A 17,320-nucleotide genomic window follows, 5' to 3' on the forward strand; every position below is an offset into this window, starting at 1 on the left:
CCCCGCTACTTCTGCGTGATCGCGGCCGGGCGGCCCTCGGCGGCGAGCATCTTTTCCAGGATCCGGCGCACCCACATGCCTCCGGCGTCGATGTTCAGGCTGTAGAACTGGTGGTCCGGGTTCGCGTCGATGGCGTCCTGCTGGGCCTTGAGCATGACCTCGTCCTCGCCGAAGACCCCGTGGACGCCATCGCGCAGCTGGGTGGTGATCAGCTGGCTCTCCAGCCGGTAATTGCGCATGAACGCCCAGAAGTAGTGCGAGGTCCTGTCGGTTTCCGGGGTGATGGTGTTCATGACGTACCCGTTGACGCCCTGGCTCCGGTCACCGTCGTGCGCTCCTGTGCCGGCCTTGGCCACGCCGACGTCGATCCTGATGGTCCCCGGCGCCTCGAAGTGGATGATCTGCCAGCGGTCGACCTTGCCGGTGAAGCCGGGGAACTTGTCGCGCATGTTCTTCAGCCAGAACGGCGGAGCGTCGATGTCGAACATCCAGCGCGAGACGGTGACCGTGTTGCCGTCGTGGGTGGTCTCGAATTCGGAATCACTGAGTTCCTCCTGGCCGATCGAGGAGGCGTGGACGAATTCCTCGTGGGTGAGGTCCATCAGGTTGTCCAGGATCAGCTGGTAGTTGCAGGCGGCGTGGATGGTCTCGCCGTCACCGGCCCACTCATCCGAACTCATCTGCGACATGTCCGGCACCAGGTCGGGGTCCGCCTGGGTCGGGTCGCCGAGCCACACCCACACGTAGCGGTAGCGCTCGACGACGGGATAGGACGGCACGGTCGCACTGGGGTTGATGGTCTCCTGGGCGGGCATGGAGACGCAGCGGCCCGCGGAGTTGTAGACGATGCCGTGGTAGGGGCACTGGATGCCGTCCGCCCCGACCGTCTTGCCCATCGAGAGCGGGGCCAGCCGGTGCCAGCAGGCGTCGGCGAGCGCGGCGGCCCGCCCGTCCTCGGTCCGGAAAAGCGCCAGCGGCTGGTTGGCGATGCGCCGTGCCATCGGCTTGCGTGTCACCTCGTGGTCCCAGGCCGCGACGTACCAGGCGTTGAGCGGGTAGTTGAAGACCTTGGCGGTGGTGGAGCCGGCGGATTCGTCGGGCGTGGGGGCATGAGGGGTGCGCGGGGCGACGACGGCGGTCATGGGATGTTCCCTTCGGGGCTCGGGCGGAACGGGCGGCGCGCCGCAGACTACCTATGCAGATAGCTATTTGTGGCGTGAACCACAGAATAACTATGTTCATAGTTAGTTGGCAAGGCTCGGCATCCGGGCACGGTCCGGCTACGGAACGCTGGGCACCCCGTCACACGGGCACGCCGATGATGCCGCCGGTCCACGGTCGGCGATAGCATCGTCTCCATGCCCGAGCGCCGAATGACCCCAGCTCCGGGCGCGCCCACCCTCTTCCCGCCGATGCTGCTGGTCACCCTCGGCCTGCTGACAATGGCCGGCCCGGTGGCCACCGACCTCTACCTGCCCGCCTTCCCCGAGATGGCCCGCGAATTCGACGTCGGCGCCTCCACCATCCAGCTGACCCTGACCGGGTTCCTGCTGGGCATGGGTGCAGGGCAGCTGTTCTTCGGCCCGCTCTCGGACCGGTTCGGGCGGATCCGTCCGCTGCTGATCGGTTCCTCGGTGTTCGTGCTCTCCTCGGTGGCGGTCGCGCTGGCCCCCACCATCGAACTGTTGATCGGAGCCAGGTTCCTGCAGGGCGTGAGTGCGGCAGCCGGCGTCGTGCTCTCCCGTGCCGTGGTGTCCGACCGCGCCGTCGGCGGGCAGGCCGCGCGGCTGTTCTCCATCATGATGACCATTTCCGGCGTGGCCCCGGCGCTGGCCCCGAACGTGGGCAGCCTGGTCTTCACCCTGGCCGGCTGGCGGGCGGTGCTGTGGGCGATCACCGTGATGGCGGCGCTGATGCTCCTCGGCGCACTGTGGCAGGTCCGGGAGTCGCTGCCCGTCGAACGACGGCGCACCGGGCACCTCTTCGGCGGGCTGGCCGAGGCGATCCGGCACCGCCGCTTCGTCGGCTACATCATCCTGTTCGGTGCCTCGTTCGGAATCCTCATGGGTTATATCTCGGCCTCGCCGTTCATCTACCAGGGCATCATCGGGCTCTCCCCCACCGTCTTCGCGCTGCTCTTCGGGGCCAACGCGCTCGGCATGATGGCCTGCGGGCTCGTCTCCGCCCGGCTGGCCACCCGCATCCCGCTGCGCCGTACCGTCACCGTGGCGGTGACCACGCTTCTCGCCACCGGAACGGCGTTCACGCTCTGCGCCGTGCTCGGTGCGCCGGGCTGGACCCTGGCGGCGCTGCTGTTCCTGACGACCTGCTGCATCGGCTTCGTCATGGGCAACACGACGTCGCTGGCCCTGGCCGAGGTCCGGCACGTCTCCGGCAGCGGCTCCGCCTGGCTCGGCGGCGCCCAGTTCACGCTGGGCGCCATCGTCTCCCCGCTGGGCGGACTCGGCGGGGGCACCAGCGCCGTGCCGCTGGGGCTAGTCCTGCTCGGGTCCTCGCTTTTAGCGGCCGGTGCCCTGTTCGCCACCCGCGACCGCTTCCACCCGGGGCACCCGGTACCGGACGGGAGCGCGGCATGACCCGCGCGGGCGGGCGTTCGGCGCTGCCCTGGGTCATCGCCGGGATCGTCATGGTGGCGTTGAGCCTGCGCGCGCCGATCATCGCCCCCACCGCGGTGATCGCCCAGATCCGCGAGGGCACCGGGCTCTCGGCCGCCGGCGCCGGGCTGCTGACCGGGCTGCCGGTGCTGCTCTTCGCGATCGCCACCCCACTGGCCACCCGGACCATCCGCCGCCGCGGTCCCGAGACGACCGTGGTGCTCTGCCTGGCCGGGATCCTGGCCGGCACCATCCTGCGCTCGCTCGGCCCGGCGGCGGTGGTGCTGGCCGGCACCGCGCTGATCGGGGCCGCGATGACGCTGGGCAACATCGCCGTGCCCGTGCTGATCCGCCGCGACGTGCCGTGGAACAAGGTCGGAGCGGTCACGGGCGCCTATTCAGCGACGATGAACGTCGGCTCGATGGCGGTCCTGCTGGGCACCGCGCCGCTGGCCGGCGCCGCAGGCTGGAGGTGGGCGATCGCCGCCTGGTCGCTGGTCACCACCCTGGGGCTGGCCTATTGGCTGTTCCGACGGCGCAGCGCACCCGTCGCGGTCCCGCCGGAACCGGAGCGGACGCCGGCTGGCGCCGGCACCAGCGGTGAGGCCGCGTCGGTACAGGCGGCCACCGCCGCGTCGGCTGTGTCCGCTACCGCAAACCGCTCGTCGCACACCCGGCGGATCACGGCACTGCTGGTCTTCGCCTTCTGCGGCCAGTCGGCCGCCTACTACGCCACCACCGCCTGGCTGCCGCTGCTGCTGACCGAGACGCGCGGGCTGGCCCCCTCGTCCTCCGGTGCCTCGGCGTCGTTGTTCCAGGTCGCGGCCATCATCGGGGCCTTCGGCGTGCCCCTGCTGGCGGCGCGGACGCGGCTCTGGGTGGCCGCCGCGGTCATCGCCGCACTGTGGATCATCCTGCCGGTGGGCCTGCTGGCCGCACCGCAGGCGTTCGTGGCCTGGTCGATCATCGGCGGGATCGCCCAGGGCGGCGGGTTCACGGCGATCTTCTCGGTCATCCCCCGCATCTCCCACAACGACGCCGAGGCGGCCTTTGCCTCGGCCCGCATCCAGGGTGGCGGTTACCTCGCTGCCACCGCGGCCCCGCCGCTGGCCGGCTTGCTGAACACCCTCACCGGGGGGTGGACCGTGCCGCTGCTGCTCGTGCTGGCCTCCACGCTGGCGTTTGCGGTCGGCACCCTGCTGGCCACCCGGCTCTCCGAGCACCGCTAGCCAATAGGATCGGTTCCGGTCAGCCGCAGTTCCTCCACGTCCAACCGGGTTTGAAGCTCCCGGGCCACCAGGTCATCGACTTCCCCCTCGCGGCAGAGCCTGAGAAGTACCTCCCGCTTGCGCTCGATCAGCGCAAGCTGCAGGTCCGTGAACTCCAGGTGCCGGGCCGTGGCGGCGGATCGCGAGGCGGCGTCCTCGGTGATCAGGTCGGCGGTTTCCGCCCCGTCGAGGGACCCGTCCTGGCGGACGGCCGCCTCGGCTTCCCCCAGGGCCTGGGTGTGTTCGAGGTGCTCGTCGTTGTCCCTGCGGATCCGGTCGCGGACGCCATCGCTGACGCGGTGTTCCGCGGCCAGCTCGTCGAGGGAGCCGAGCGCGGCGTGGGTGATTTCCCGTTGGGCGAGCCGCAGTTCCTCCTCCCCCGCGGTGTCGGCGGGCAGGCGGGCCCAGCGGATCACCACGGGAAGCAGCGGGCCCTGGACGACCAGGGTGAGGACCACGACGCCGGCGGCGACGAACACGATCTCCGGCCGGCCGGCCAGTGGGGCCCCGGACTCGTCCACCAGCGGCACCGACAGGGCGATCGCCAGGGAAATCGCACCGCGGAAGCCGGCGGCGGTGCTGACGATCCTGGCCCGGTAGGTCATGCGGGGCTGGTGGCGGGATGCACCACGGGCCACGAGGCGCGCCAGCATGATGGAAGCGGTTTGGAAGATGAAGCGCACCAGCAGCAGTGTCACCCAGACGGCGACGATGACCACGACCAACCATCCGACCTCCGCGACGGCGATGCCCCGCGCCACCGCCTGGACTTGCAGTCCCACGAGGACGAACAGCGACCCGTTGAGCAGGTAGGAACCCAGCGGCCACACCGATTCGGTCTGCTGGCGCGAAGCCGCGGTGCTGATGTGCGGGGAGGCAAAGGAGACGATGAGACCCGCCACCACGACGGCGAGCACGCCGGAGGCGCCGACCGCCTCGGCCACCAGGAAGGCAGCGAAGGGGATGAGCAACAGGGCGATGTTGATCGTCAGCGACTCGCGCATCCGGCGCATCGCCAGGTAGGCCAGTCCCGCCACGGCGGCTCCGGCGACTATGCCCCCCACATAGGACAACAGGACCAGACCGGTGACGTCCCAGGGCGAATAGTGGCCGCCCACGGCCATGCCGACCGCCAGCGAATACACGACCAGTGCAGTACCGTCATTGGTCAGGCTTTCGGCCTTGAGCAGCATGAAGTTCCGTTGCGGCATCATGCGCCCCAGCGCGGCAACGGCGGTGGCATCAGGTGGGGCGACGGCGGCCCCGAGGATCAGCGCAGCCTCCCAGGGCAGGCCCATCCAGTGCGCGACGACGGCGACCGCCCACGCGGTGACCGCCACCAACAGCGTGCTCAGCAGCACGATCCCCCTGATGTCGCGCCGGATCGAACGCAACGAGCTGGTCAGGCTCTCCCAGAACAGCATGACGGGCAGGAAGAGCAGCAGCACGGTCTCCGGCGGCAGTTCGATGTCCCGCAGCGCCGGCACGAACCCCAGCAGCAGGCCACAGGCCAGCAGCAACAGCGGGCCGGCTACCCGCAGCCGCGGCGCCAGCACGGCGCCGAGGAGGACGGAGAGTCCCAACAGGACGGTGGTTTCCAGTCCTTCCACGAGGCTCCCTTCAAACAAGCGGCGGCACCATATGCGGCGCCATCCGAGTATGTCCGAACCGGCCCAGGGCGACAACCCAGCGCGTCATCGACGCGGAAAGCCCCTTGGCGAAGGTTTCCGCCCCTTGCGGCCGACAACCCCTACGCCTTCTTGCCCGCCAGCACCCTCGCCGCCGCGGTGCCACGGCTCCCCGTGCACCGCGTGGTGTAGGAGCCGCCGAAGCGCTTGTCGGCACCCATCCGGTAGGCCATGCAATCGGCGAGCATCTCGACGCCCTTGCCCTTGCCGTAGATCTTGTCCAGCCGCTTCTCCCCTGAACCGATCGAATCCCCGTAGACCTTGAACGTGCGGATGTGCGCGCATTCGTGCAGGGCGATGTACTGCATCGTCCTGCCGGGGACCAGCGTGCGGGCGAGCTCGATCTGCATGTTCGGGTAGGTGGAGTAGCTGGTGTCCTGCCGCGGGTTGGAGGACAGGGTGATGACCTGGCGCGGGCAGTAGCCCTTCATGTAGTTGTAGGCGGTGCGGACCGCGCCGCGGTAGTCCCGCGGGTTCATGTGGCGCACCGTGGTGACCCGCGAGGTGACGCCGCGCTCCGCCGTCGTGCCCGAAACCTGGTAGCGGTACTTGCGGGTCACCGTCGCGGTCGTGGCGGGGGTCGAGAAGCGCGCAGTTCCGTAGCCGGGAGCCGAGGTGGTGTGGCGGGCAATCGTGGTCCACTTCGTGCCACGCAGGACCTGCAGCGAGATGGTGCGGCGGCCGAACTGGCCGAAGACGACGACGGTGTCCGTGGTGCGCTCGCCCGCGGCAATCCGGCCGCCGATCCGGGTGAACAGGCGGTTGTCGGCGGCGTTGGTCCAGGCCTCGGTGGCCACGCGCCGGTAAGTGGCCGCCCGGGCGGTGGTGGCGGCGACGGTCTGGCCCGCGCGGACGAGGACGGCACGGAAGCTGGCCGAGCCCTCGCGCTTGAACCGGTAGCTGGCCCGGGTGCTGGTGGCCGGGCTTCTCAGGATGCGGGTGGAAACGGTCGTCCATGTCGTCCCGGAGCGGAGCTGGAGCAGGACGCGGTCACCGGTTCGGGTGGCGCCGCGGATGGTGAAGTACTTGGTGATCTGGTGCCGCGGCGAGACCGAGGAGATCGCCAGGGCGGGGGCGGGAGTGGCGGCCGCCTGGACGGTGCCGGCCGGCAATCCGGTGGGCGCGGTGGCGACCGCGGGCCCGGTGCCCAGCGCCACGACGAGGCTTGCCGACAGCACGGCCAGCAGGGCAACGACGACGGGTGACCTGCGCATGGCGGCCCCTTCTCCCATGGAGCCGGGGCTCCCCCAATATGCACGACGCCGGGGCGTTTCGGCGACCGGCTGGCAGTAGCATATGGCACCGGACGCGGCTTCCGCGGAACGGGGTTCATAACATTTTGGCACCGCCGCCTTCGGGGGGACGTGGGGTCCGGTGGTGCTGCCTCGCCACGTCGACCCACGAGGCCAGGATGCCGTCATCCACTACCGTATCCGGGGCGACGGTGATCCACCCGGGGCCCATGGTCCGGGCCGCCCCCATAACCGCCTGGGTTGCCCCCGCGCGGGCCAGCAACTCGTCGTGGCGGGCGGGATCCGCGCGCACCAGCAGGGACCCGTCCTGCTGGGCGCTGACGACCAGCCGGTCGTTGACCATGAACGCCCGACCTCCGAACATCGGGACCTCCCGCACGGTCGGTTCCCCGGAGAGCAGGCCGCGAAGGCGGCCGACGAGCACGGCCTGCCCCGGGGACATGGCGCTCACCGTCCCCGCCCCGCTTCGGCCCTCAATCGCCGAACTCGCAGGCGACTGGCGGCCCGCCGATCCGACGGTTGCCGCCGATGAGCCACTGGATGCCGTCCCAGTGCATGGAGTACTCGATGTTCCACACCGAGCAGGTTTGCGGTGCGCCGGGTGCCTCGGGGGCATCGTCGGCCGCCTGCTGCGACACCATCTGGACCGTGGCCTTCACATCGTTGCCATGCCCCGCGACGTCCTTGACGTCGAGGTCGAGCCAGACGGTCGTGGCCAGTCCACTGGACCATGTCTCCAGGCCTCCGGCGCGTTGCTGGAATTGCGGGGTGAACAAGTTGAAGGCGGCCGCGTAAGCGCCATCGTTGATGCCTTGGCCGTGGGCCTGCAGGGTCTGCGCGATATTCTCGGCCTGGTCGTGCTCGGAGGTGATTCTAGTTGCGAATTCCACCGATTCGGACTCATCACCGGTGCACGGTTTCAGGTCAATGGGAACGGCCCGTTCTTCCCACTCTTTGACTGCTGCCGCGGCCCGTGTGGCAGAGACGGCGAAGCCGAGCCCTTCAATGGACCTGGTTTCCGTGTCATCGAACTTGCTCACGATGATCCCGGCAACGGAGCCGTCGATGGTGATCATGGGGCCCCCGCTGTTGCCGGGGTTAGTCGGTGTATCCGTTTGGATCAGATGGCTCTGGCGTGCGCCCGCGCGGACGAATTCCCGATTGAGACCGCTCACGGTCCCCTGGCTGAAGGACAGTTCCTGCTGGTGAGGAAAGCCCAGTGCCGCCACTGCCGTGCCGACCGGGGGGTCTTCCGCTGCAAAGCTGAAGATGTGGCCCTTGGAGGCGCGGGTCATCCGCAACAGGGCGACATCGGCGACGTTGTTGCTGCCGAGGACCTCCACCCCGGTCAAGTGGCCGTCAACGACGGCGGTGATGGTGGAGGCGTCCTTGACCACATGTGCGGCGGTGACCAGGAGGTCGTCGGCCACCAGGAATCCCGTGCCGCTGCCGGACCACTGCCCGTCGGCGTCGCAACTGGTCGTCTGGAGGCGGGCCACACCGTTTTGCACGTCCTTGGCGGTCTCCGGCCAGGTTGGAGCAGGCGCAGAGGGCGAGGGGGCAGGCGTGGTCGTTTTCGGGGCCGGCGTCAACGGAGGAGTCGACGGAGTGGTGGGCGCCGCGACCTGGGAGACCGGTGCAGGAGACGCGGACGAGGGAAGCGCGCTTGTGGAGGACTGCGGAGGTGTGACCTCGGCACCCTTCGGTTCCGGATTCAGGACGACGCAGCCAGTGGCGGTCATTCCGACCACCATACCGAGCGCGATGCCGTGGACTATGCGTTGGCGGCATTGCGTGGCTGCCATGGTGCCTCCATCTCAGGGCCCAGGCCGCGCCTACCGCAGCCGGTCGTGAATTTTGGCCAGCATACGCACGCCCACCGTGAAACGGGCACGATTGGACTACCCCAAATTCACTGCACAGCTCCCCGCCTGTCCGAGTCCAGGTACTTGTTTCGGCAGCGTCCCAGAGCCGATTCCCCTACGTAGGATCCCGACGTCGTGCTGGACGGGAAAAGGTCTCGGCGGCGCATCGGACCACCCCTGCGGCCGGCGCCCCCTACCGGCTCTTGATCACCAGCGAGGCACCGAATCCGATGAGGGCGGTACCGGTCACGCGGTCGGTCCAGCGGATGAAACCATGGCGCTGGAACGTCCCGCGCACCAGGTGGGTGCCGTTGATGATCAGCGAGAACCAGGCCAGGCCGAGCAGGTTGTGCACGCCGGCGAGCGCGACGCCCATCAGCAGCGTGGAGGTCCCCTCGGGGATGAACTGCGGGATCATCGCGATGTAGAAGACCCCGACCTTGGGGTTGAGCAGGTTCGTCCCCGCGTCCTTGGCCCAGGAGACCAGCAAGCCGCCGCGACGTCTGGATGCCGGCTGGTCGCGGACCACCGCGGCGGGCGTGCGGCTGAAGGAGCGCCAGAGCATGGTCGCCCCCAGCCAGGCCATGTACAGGGCGCCGGCAAGCTTGAGCACGGTGAACGCGGTTTCGGAGGCGGCCAGCAGGGCCGAGGCGCCGACGGCGGCGGCGATGCCCCAGGCCACGGCGCCGGCGTTGATGCCCAGCGCGGTGGCGTATCCGTGCAGGTGGCCCTGGCTGATCGAGGAGCGCAGCACCAGGACGGTGTCGAGTCCCGGGATGATCGTCAGCAGGGCGGCGACGACGGCAAAGGACAGCAGGGCCTGGTCGATGCTCACACCGGCGAGTCTAGCGGGTCAGGCGCTGCGCCCCGCCGTCGTCTTCTGGTGGTCGGGGCCCTCCGGGCCTCCAGCGGGCGTCGCGGTGTCGCGGCTGGCCCGGTCCTTCTTGACGACGGCGGACACCAGGGCGGCGACCGCTCCCAGGGCGACAACGTTTCCGATGATCGTGAACAGCATGGCAGGCACCCTCCCCAGTGGTCGGCTTGTCGGTGCGGTGGCCGCTCCCGTTGCGGAACGGCCCCGTGCTCCAACGGTAGTCCCGCCCCTGCGTACCGGCCGGTACATGACCCGCCGCGTCATGCGTGCCGTTGGGCACAGCCGGCGGCCCCGGATTCGGGAACCCCGTGGGAACACGCAACCGGGGCGGTCACCGATCGTCTCGGTGCCCGCCCCGGAAGGCCATGGCCGCCTGTCCTGCCGGGGAGCTCAGCCGTGGTAGGTGAAGCCTTGCAGCCGGCGCGCCGTGCGGTCGGGGTTCAGCAGCAGCACACTGGCCGCTCCGACGACGAGCAGGTAGATCCCGATCATCCAGAACGCGCTGTTCATGCCGCTGGTCAGCGCCTCGATCATGGCCGCGGGGATGGGCTGGCCCTTCGGGGTGGGCAGGTAGCCGGCCCCGTCCATGAGCAGCCCGACCATCAACGGGGCGATGACCCCGCCGATCGAGGCGAACGCGGTCAGCGTGGCCATCACCGCGGCCCGCTGGCGCGAGCAGACACTGAAGGCGACCGCGGTCGGTGCCAGCGGGTAGATCATGGCCAGGCCGGCGCCGACGGTCAGGACGGCGACGGCGGCCGGGCCCTCGACACGGGGAAGCACGAGGAAGCAGAGCCCGGAGACCAGCAGGGTGGCACCGAAGAGGGCTCCCAGCGCCCACCGGACGGTGACGCCGCGGCGCATCAGGAAGCGGGAGGCATACCCCAGGACCAGCAGGGCCAGGGCGCCGATGACCCAGGGGAACGTCGAGACCAGGCCGATCGCCTCCGGGGAGAGCTCGACGACGGCGGAGAGGTACTTCGGCGACCAGGTGGTCAGGAACCCCTGGGCCCAGAAGCAGCCGGCTCCGGCGAGGACGGCGACGATGAACATGCGGCTGCCGATGATGCGAAGGATCGGCACGATGCCGAGCAGGTCGGAGATGTCGGCGACGCTGCCGCGAAGGTTCTCCGGCGCCGGGGCAGGCTCTGCAGCCGGAGCCGCTGGCTCCGCTGGGGTCGTGGACCCCGCCGGGGAGGCGGCCGCCGGCGCGGTGGCCGGTCCGGCATCCGGTTCGGTGTCGACGGCGAACTCACCGCCGGGCTTCGTGGCCGAATGGCTGTAGGGGCCGTCCCGGCCGATCAGGAACCAGGCGGCGGACCAGAGAAGCCCGACGATGCCCAGCACCCCGAACGCCCAGCGCCAGCCGAGGTCGGGGTGGGCGATGACCCAGGCCAGGATCGGGGCCGCGATGATGGGCCCGAGCGTGGAGCCGATGGCCACCATGCTGCTGGGCAGGCCGCGTTCCTTGGCCGGGAACCAGCCATGGACGTGCTGCAGGGTGATGGGGGTGGCCGGCCCCTCGGCGCCGCCGAGCAGGATGCGGGTCACCAGCAGGATCGCCGCGCCGCCGCCGAAGAGCATCGGGAACTGCAGAATCGCCCAGCTGATGCCGGCCACCAGCAGGATCCAGCGGGTCGGCACCTTGCCGGCGAGGAAGCCTACGCCGATGGCGGCGATGGCGAAGAGGAAGAAGAAGGCGCTGCCGATGAAGCCGAACTGGCCCGCCGTGAGGTGCAGTTCGCGCATGGCCGGTTCGGCCACGAGGCCCAGGACCGCCTTGTCGGCGAAGTTGATGATCTGGAAGACGACCAGCAGCGAGGTGATGATCCAGGCGCGCCGGTTCATGCGCCGGTTCGCGACGGCCGCGCGCAGCGTGTACGGGGGCAGCGGCTCGGGCGTGGCCTGCTGGGTCGACGGGGCGCTCATGCTCCCACCACCCCGGCCAGGTCGCATTGGGTGGAGGCGACGGGAGTGCCGATGCCGAACACGTCGTTGTCCTCGGCCACCTGCACCGGGGCGCCGAAGTCCGCGCCGGCGACTTCCGCCATGCGCGTCGTGTCGGCGGCACCGGGGGTGTTGGGCACGATGTGGTGCAGGACGAGCCGGCCGACGCCGGCCTTCCGGGCGATGTGGCCCACCTGGTCGTAGGGGGTGTGGGATTCGCGCAGGTGCACCTCGATGCCCGAGCGCGTCGGGCCGTCGGGCAGCGTGGCCAGGATGGCCTCGAGGTCCATGACCTCGTGCAGGAGCAGGTCGGCGCCGCGGGCCAGCCGGATGAGGTTCTCGGAGGGGGCCGTGTCGCCGGACACGACGACCGAGCCGTGGGCACTCTCGATGCGGAAGGCGAAGGCGGGGTAGCACAGCCGGTGGTCCACGAGGATGGCCTTGATGGTGACCAGCTCGTCCCGGTAGACCTCGAACGGGTCCATCCGGGGGTGGCGGGCGGTGACCGGGTCGGCACCGGCCCGCGCGGGAACGGCGATGTCGTGGCCGGACACCCACTGGTGCGGGTCGTCACGGCCCTCGTCGGACATCCGGATGGCGATGTCGGAGGCGAAGACCCGGTCCAGCAGCGCGTCGACCATCTCCTGCGTCCCGGCCATGGTGCGTCCTGCGGTGCGGGCGTCGACCTGGCGGGCGTGCTGGTCGTTTTCGGCCGGGATCCGCTCGGGTCGGCCCGGTCCCCAGACCTGGACGGGGCGGGAGAAGCTCTCCCCCGGGACCTGCCAGCCGGTGACGAGGAAGGATCCCAGGTCGTACACGTGGTCCGAGTGGTGGTGCGTCAGGAAAATGCCGCGCAGTTCGCCCCAGGCACAGGAGGAGCGGTAGTTGCGGATGCTTCCCATGCCGCAGTCGACGACGTAGGTGGCGCCGTCGACCCGGATGGCCGTGCTGGTCCCGGCGCGGGTGCCCGAGACGATGGGGCCCCCTCCGGTCCCCAGAGCATGAACCGTCATGCCCTCGTGCTGGTTGCTGCTCATGGAATGGCCCTTCAGCTGAATGGATGGGATTCTCTTTCGGCGACCCGATAGCGGCGGCCGCACCGGCGGGACGGAGCACGACACCGGATGTGACGCCCATCATATGGACCGTTTCTGACGATCGCAAGACCCATTGCATGTTTTTCTGATTCCTGCCATGCTGTCTGGCAACCACCGCGGCCACGCGCCGCACGACGAAGGGAACGGACCATGGATGTACAGCAGGAAGAGATCATCGTCGGCGACCTGCCCAAGGGCATCACGCTGGCCGGGGAGGCCTACGGCAACAAGACGTGGAACGTGCTGGGCCACACCTACCTGGCGAAGGTCGAGAGCGCCTCGAGCTTCGCGTGGCTCTCACTCGACCCCAGCGGTACGGGCGTCCCCCCGCATATCCACCCCACCCAGCATGAACACATCCTGGTGCTCGAGGGCACCTACACGCTGTACCTGGACGGCGAATGGACCACCGCCGGGCCCGGCGACACCGTGCGCATGCCGATGGGCCTGCCGCACGCGTACTACAACAAGGCCGACGACGCCGCCAAGGCACTGTTCTGGGTCAGCCCGGCCGGCCAGCTGAGCGAGCTGTTCGACCAGCTGCACAACCTCACCGATCCCGAAGAGGTCGTGCGCCGTTCGGCCCTGCTCGGCGTGGACTTCCTGCCCGCCGGCAGCGTTCCCGGGGCGTAGGGAAGCGGTCATGCCGCGGCCCGAGATCCTGTCCTACGGCGCCCACCCGGACCAGCACGTGGTGCTGGACCGGGCCGCCACCCCGCCCCGGGGCACCGCGGTGCTGGTGCACGGCGGCTACTGGCGCCAGGCCCACACCCTGGAGCTGATGGAGCCCCTGATCGGGCCGCTGGCCGCCGCGGGCTGGAACGTGGCGAACGTCGAGTACCGCCGTGGTCCCGGGGCCCCGTGGCCGCTCCCGTTGGACGATGTCCGGGCGGCCTGCGCCGTCGTGGCCGACCGGCACCTCGAGGGCCCGCTGGTGGCGGTGGGGCACTCCGTCGGCGGCGAACTGGCCCTGCTGGCCGGTGCCCCGCTGGACGCCGTCGTGGCACTGGCCCCGGTCACCGATGCCGCCCGCACCCACGCCGAGTCGCTGGGCGACGGCGCAGCACGAGAGTACTTCGGCACCTCGCCGGCGCAGGACCCCGCTCGCTATGCCTCAGCCTCCCCCGTTGTCCGCGTGGACGCGGCCCGGCCGGCGCTGGTGGTCCATGGCGCCGACGATTCCCGCGTGCCCGTGCGCCACACCCTGGACTACCTGGTGGCCGCGTGGGACGCCGGGGCCCCGGTGACGGCCCTGCTGCCCGATCGGCTCGGGCATCTGGAGGTCATCGACCCTGCCCTGCCGCACTGGCCGGCGGTGCTGCAGTGGCTGGCCGAGCACACTGCCGCGGCCGGTCAGACGGAGGCCCCGAGCACCGACCGGGCGTGATCCTGCGCCGGGCCGGAGAGCATGCCGTGCAGCTGGAGGAAGACCAGCTTGGCGCGGGGGGCCTTCCACCCGACCGGTAGCAGCTCCAGCGCGATGTTCGGGTCGCGGTACGGGAAGCGCCGCCACCTGGTCAGCAGCGGGATGTACTGAGCAAATGCCTCGCGGCGCCCGTCTTCATCGAGGTCGGGCGCCGCTTCCGTGCGCGCGGACCACTGCTGAACCACCGGGTCGTAGTCGGCGACGAATTCGCCGTATGCTGCATCCAGTTCACCGAGGTCCCACCACTGCCCGATGCGCTCGCGCAGGACTTCCCCCTCGCCGTACTGCCCGGTGAAGTGCTCCAGGTACCGCGTGAGCCCACGGGCAGCCAGGCGGTCCAGCGCCTGGTCGAGCACCGTGGCCGGTGCGATGGCCACCCCGGCGGCCACGAAGCCGAACCCCAGGCTGGTCAGCTCGGTGCGCAATTCGTAGCGCCGCTTGCGCTCGGTCTCGGGGACGGAGAAGACGACCAGCGCCCAAGGGTCCCCCGGCTCGGAGCGGCGGGGGGTGAAGATGCGTTCGTCCCCGGCATGGAATCCGTCCAGCACGGCCGGCGAGAGCCGGTAGGCCACCGGCGTGGTGCCGTCGGTGCGCTCGAGTACGCCCTTGGACTTCAGCCGCGAGACCGTCGACCGGGCGGCCCCCTCCTCGACGCCCAGGTCCGCCAGCAGGGCCACCAGGTGCGCCACGGGCAGGAGGCCGGATCGCCCATAGAGCCCGTAGAGCGTGACGATGAGCTCCTGGAGGAGCGGCTTGGGCACCCGGGTCCCCCTTCGGCGTCGGTCCGGTCAAACGCCCTCATCCTATCGCCGCACAGCCGTGTGGCCCGCACCCCGGACGGGAGTGCGGGCCACGGACGGCGGCCGTGTGCCCCGCCGTCGTGCGTCGTCCCGGTCTACCGGGCCGCGGCGGCGACCTTCGGGCGCCAGCGCAGGTGCGGGTCGTCGACCGGTTCGGGTTCGCGCAGCAGCGACAGGCGCGGGCGGACCGCATCGGTGCGGGCGCTCGGCGGCTTGCGCCGGCCGGCGCGGAACTGGTCCACCCATTCGGCCCCGTCGCCGCGGTACTCCTGCTCGGCCGCGGCATGCAGGGTCCACTGCGGGTCGTACAGGTGCGTGCGGCCCAGGGCGATCAGGTCGGCGCGGCCGGCCAGCAGGATGGAGTTGGCGTCGTCGTAGGAGGAGATGGCCCCCACGGCGATGACGGTGGCACCCGCCGGCGCCGCGGCCTCCTGGCGGATGCGGTCCGCGAAGGGCGTCTGGTAGCTGCGCCCGAAGGCCGGCTTCTCCCCGGAGTCGATCTGCCCGGTGGAGACGTCGATCCCGTCCGCGCCGTGGGCGATGAAGGCCCGGGCGATCTCCACGGCGTCGTCGGCGGTGTTGCCGCCGTCGATCCAGTCCGTGGCCGAGATGCGCACCGTCATCGGCTTGCCGGACGGCCACACGGCGCGGACGGCGTCGAAGACCTCCAGCGGGAAGCGCAGCCGGTTCTCCAGGCTGCCGCCGTACTCGTCGGTGCGCCGGTTGGACACCGGGGACAGGAAGGACGAGAGCAGGTAGCCGTGGGCGGCGTGGACCTCGAGCAGGTCGAAGCCGGCGTCGGCGGCCCGGCGGGTGGAGGCCACGAAGTCGGCGACGACCTGGTCCATGCCGGCGCGGTCGATCTCCCGCGGCGCGGTGTTCTCCGGGCTGTAGGGCAGGGCGCTGGGGGCGAGGGTCTCCCAGTTGCCTTCGGGCAGCGGCTGGTCGATGCCCTCCCACATCAGCCGCGTGGAGCCCTTGCGGCCGGAGTGGCCCAGCTGCACGCCGAGCTTGGCGCCGGAGCGGCCGTGCACGAAGTCGGCCACCCGCGACCAGGCGGTGGCCTGCTCGTCGGTGTAGAGGCCGGAGCAGCCGGGGGTGATCCGGCCTTCGGGCGAGACGCAGACCATCTCGGTCATGACCAGCCCGGCGCCGCCGAGTGCCTTGGAGCCCAGGTGGACCAGGTGGAAGTCGGTGGGCACCCCGTCGACGGCGGAGTACATGTCCATCGGGGAGACGACGATGCGGTTCTTCAGTTCCAGCGACCCGATCGAATGCGGCTGGAACATGGCCGGGGCCACCTGCTCCAGGCCCTGGCTGGCGGCGAAGTGCTCCTCGACGCGGTGGGCGAACTCTGGGTCGCGCATCCGCAGGTTCTCCTGGGTGATCCTGCGGGAGCGGGTGAGCAGGTTGAACGCGAACTGGACGGGGTCCTGGCCACGGTACTGCCCGATGGACTCGAACCATTCCAGCGAGGCCTGGGCCGCGCGCTGGGTGGATTCGACGACGGGGCGCCGCTCGGCCTCGTAGGCCTCGAGTGCCGCGGGGATGCCGGCGTGCTCGTGCAGGCAGGCGGCCAGGGCGAGTGCGTCCTCCATGGCCAGCTTGGTGCCCGAGCCGATGGAGAAGTGCGCGGTGTGGGCGGCGTCGCCGAGGAGGACGACGTTGCCGCGGTGCCAGTTGCGGTTGCGCACGGTGGTGAAGTTCAGCCACTTGGAGTTGTTGGCGAGCACCTCATGGCCGCCGAGCTCCTCGGCGAAGATCTCACGGACCTTCTCCACGGCGTATTCGTCGGAGACGCCCGGGCCCATCGGCGTGTTCGCGGTGGCGTCGAAGCCGGCGGCGTGCCAGACGTCCTCGTGCATCTCGACGATGAACGTGGACCCGGATTCGGAGAACGGGTAGCCGTGGATCTGCATGGTCCCGTGCTCGGTGTCCTTGATGAAGAACTTGAACGCTTCGAAGACCTGGTCGGTGCCCAGCCACATGTACTTGTTGCGCCGCACGTCCAGGGTTGGGCCGAAGTCTTCCGCGTAGCGGGCGCGGATCTGGGAGTTGACCCCGTCGGCGGCCAGGACCAGGTCGTGGGTGGCCTCGAGTTCGGCGACGTCCGGGGCCAGCGTGGAGAAGCGCACGTCGACACCGAGCTCGACGGCGCGGTGCTGGAGCAGCTGCAGCAGTTCCTTGCGGCTCATCGCCGCGAAGCCCTGTCCGCCGACCGTGAGCTGTTCGCCCCGGTAGTGGATGTCGATGTCGGCCCAGCGGGCGAAGCGCCGGGACATGTAGTCGGCCACGACCGGGTCGGCGTTGCCGATGCCCCCGAGGGTCTCGTCCGAGAAGACGACGCCGAAGCCAAAGGTATCCGACGCGGCGTTGCGTTCGAAGAGGGTGATGTCGTGGGACGGGTCCAACTGCTTCATGAGTGCGGCGAAGTAGAGGCCTCCGGGGCCTCCGCCGACGATGGCGATCTTCATGGTCGTGTCCTTT

At 70.3% G+C, this 17,320-nt stretch carries 15 protein-coding genes; 4 read left to right on the plus strand and 11 right to left on the minus strand.

All coding sequences use genetic code 11. The features are described from left to right. Positions 1–5 precede the first annotated feature (5 nt). Positions 6–1,142 (minus strand): Rieske 2Fe-2S domain-containing protein, encoded by a 1,137-nt coding sequence (locus tag AB8M85_RS09865; protein WP_372698640.1) that lies wholly within the window; start codon positions 1,140–1,142, stop codon positions 6–8. A gap of 216 nt (positions 1,143–1,358) precedes the next feature. Between AB8M85_RS09865 and AB8M85_RS09870 the strand changes: the two genes are divergently transcribed. Together AB8M85_RS09870 and AB8M85_RS09875 are read left to right on the plus strand one after the other, a co-directional pair. Beyond that, the gene (locus AB8M85_RS09870) at positions 1,359–2,597 is read left to right on the plus strand and encodes a multidrug effflux MFS transporter (RefSeq protein WP_372698641.1); all 1,239 of its coding nucleotides are present in this window, start codon (positions 1,359–1,361) and stop codon (positions 2,595–2,597) included. Further along, positions 2,594–3,844, plus strand: coding sequence for a CynX/NimT family MFS transporter (locus AB8M85_RS09875; RefSeq protein ID WP_372698642.1), 1,251 nt, complete (start codon positions 2,594–2,596; stop codon positions 3,842–3,844). The genes AB8M85_RS09870 and AB8M85_RS09875 overlap by 4 nt, the downstream gene beginning before the upstream one ends. On the opposite strand, the gene AB8M85_RS09880 is transcribed toward AB8M85_RS09875, so the two are convergent. From AB8M85_RS09880 to AB8M85_RS09915, 8 genes are all read right to left on the minus strand, one after another. Beyond that, on the minus strand, positions 3,841–5,493 hold the full coding sequence (locus tag AB8M85_RS09880; protein WP_372698643.1) for a Na+/H+ antiporter: 1,653 nt from the start codon (positions 5,491–5,493) through the stop codon (positions 3,841–3,843). The two genes, AB8M85_RS09875 and AB8M85_RS09880, sit on opposite strands and share 4 nt — an antisense overlap. 140 nt (positions 5,494–5,633) lie before the next feature. Further along, positions 5,634–6,785: a hypothetical protein gene (locus AB8M85_RS09885; protein ID WP_372698644.1), complete on the minus strand. Its 1,152-nt coding sequence runs from the start codon at positions 6,783–6,785 to the stop codon at positions 5,634–5,636. A gap of 115 nt (positions 6,786–6,900) precedes the next feature. Beyond that, complete coding sequence (locus AB8M85_RS09890; protein WP_372699079.1) at positions 6,901–7,266, minus strand: TfoX/Sxy family protein; 366 nt, start codon at positions 7,264–7,266, stop codon at positions 6,901–6,903. A 31-nt stretch (positions 7,267–7,297) separates the two neighbouring features. Further along, entirely contained in the window at positions 7,298–8,323 is a 1,026-nt protein-coding gene (locus AB8M85_RS09895; protein ID WP_372698645.1) for a S1C family serine protease, read from the minus strand. Between the two features lie 559 nt (positions 8,324–8,882). Further along, entirely contained in the window at positions 8,883–9,524 is a 642-nt protein-coding gene (locus tag AB8M85_RS09900) for a LysE family translocator (protein WP_372698646.1), read from the minus strand. Between the two features lie 18 nt (positions 9,525–9,542). Next, positions 9,543–9,704: a hypothetical protein gene (locus tag AB8M85_RS09905; protein ID WP_372698647.1), complete on the minus strand. Its 162-nt coding sequence runs from the start codon at positions 9,702–9,704 to the stop codon at positions 9,543–9,545. A gap of 249 nt (positions 9,705–9,953) precedes the next feature. Beyond that, entirely contained in the window at positions 9,954–11,492 is a 1,539-nt protein-coding gene (locus AB8M85_RS09910; protein WP_372698648.1) for an MFS transporter, read from the minus strand. Then, the gene (locus tag AB8M85_RS09915) at positions 11,489–12,547 is read right to left on the minus strand and encodes an MBL fold metallo-hydrolase (protein ID WP_372698649.1); all 1,059 of its coding nucleotides are present in this window, start codon (positions 12,545–12,547) and stop codon (positions 11,489–11,491) included. Before AB8M85_RS09915 ends, AB8M85_RS09910 begins: the two co-directional genes overlap by 4 nt. 210 nt (positions 12,548–12,757) lie before the next feature. Between AB8M85_RS09915 and AB8M85_RS09920 the strand changes: the two genes are divergently transcribed. Further along, positions 12,758–13,240 carry a cupin domain-containing protein gene (locus AB8M85_RS09920; protein WP_372698650.1) on the plus strand — a complete coding sequence of 161 codons (483 nt, stop codon included), beginning with the start codon at positions 12,758–12,760 and terminating at the stop codon, positions 13,238–13,240. A gap of 10 nt (positions 13,241–13,250) precedes the next feature. Next, positions 13,251–13,994 carry an alpha/beta hydrolase family protein gene (locus AB8M85_RS09925; protein ID WP_372698651.1) on the plus strand — a complete coding sequence of 248 codons (744 nt, stop codon included), beginning with the start codon at positions 13,251–13,253 and terminating at the stop codon, positions 13,992–13,994. Here the strand turns inward: AB8M85_RS09925 and AB8M85_RS09930 are convergent. Continuing rightward, a complete protein-coding gene (locus AB8M85_RS09930; protein ID WP_372698652.1) occupies positions 13,961–14,794 on the minus strand; it encodes a PaaX family transcriptional regulator C-terminal domain-containing protein in 834 nt (277 codons plus the stop codon). The two genes, AB8M85_RS09925 and AB8M85_RS09930, sit on opposite strands and share 34 nt — an antisense overlap. A gap of 134 nt (positions 14,795–14,928) precedes the next feature. Further along, a complete protein-coding gene (locus AB8M85_RS09935) occupies positions 14,929–17,307 on the minus strand; it encodes a bifunctional salicylyl-CoA 5-hydroxylase/oxidoreductase (protein ID WP_372698653.1) in 2,379 nt (792 codons plus the stop codon). Positions 17,308–17,320: the final 13 nt, after the last annotated feature.

It is taken from the genome of Arthrobacter sp. JSM 101049 (assembly GCF_041679245.1).
Classification (GTDB): domain Bacteria; phylum Actinomycetota; class Actinomycetes; order Actinomycetales; family Micrococcaceae; genus Arthrobacter_H.

What these genes read in the sequence shown, in the direction of transcription:
- AB8M85_RS09865 (WP_372698640.1), bottom strand. Translation starts at nt 1,142, where the DNA reads ATGACCGCCGTCGTCGCCCCGCGCACCCCTCATGCCCCCACGCCCGAC.
- AB8M85_RS09870 (WP_372698641.1), top strand. Translation starts at nt 1,359, where the DNA reads ATGCCCGAGCGCCGAATGACCCCAGCTCCGGGCGCGCCCACCCTCTTC.
- AB8M85_RS09875 (WP_372698642.1), top strand. Translation starts at nt 2,594, where the DNA reads ATGACCCGCGCGGGCGGGCGTTCGGCGCTGCCCTGGGTCATCGCCGGG.
- AB8M85_RS09885 (WP_372698644.1), bottom strand. Translation starts at nt 6,785, where the DNA reads ATGCGCAGGTCACCCGTCGTCGTTGCCCTGCTGGCCGTGCTGTCGGCA.
- AB8M85_RS09890 (WP_372699079.1), bottom strand. Translation starts at nt 7,266, where the DNA reads ATGTCCCCGGGGCAGGCCGTGCTCGTCGGCCGCCTTCGCGGCCTGCTC.
- AB8M85_RS09905 (WP_372698647.1), bottom strand. Translation starts at nt 9,704, where the DNA reads ATGCTGTTCACGATCATCGGAAACGTTGTCGCCCTGGGAGCGGTCGCC.
- AB8M85_RS09910 (WP_372698648.1), bottom strand. Translation starts at nt 11,492, where the DNA reads ATGAGCGCCCCGTCGACCCAGCAGGCCACGCCCGAGCCGCTGCCCCCG.
- AB8M85_RS09915 (WP_372698649.1), bottom strand. Translation starts at nt 12,547, where the DNA reads ATGAGCAGCAACCAGCACGAGGGCATGACGGTTCATGCTCTGGGGACC.
- AB8M85_RS09920 (WP_372698650.1), top strand. Translation starts at nt 12,758, where the DNA reads ATGGATGTACAGCAGGAAGAGATCATCGTCGGCGACCTGCCCAAGGGC.
- AB8M85_RS09925 (WP_372698651.1), top strand. Translation starts at nt 13,251, where the DNA reads ATGCCGCGGCCCGAGATCCTGTCCTACGGCGCCCACCCGGACCAGCAC.
- AB8M85_RS09935 (WP_372698653.1), bottom strand. Translation starts at nt 17,307, where the DNA reads ATGAAGATCGCCATCGTCGGCGGAGGCCCCGGAGGCCTCTACTTCGCC.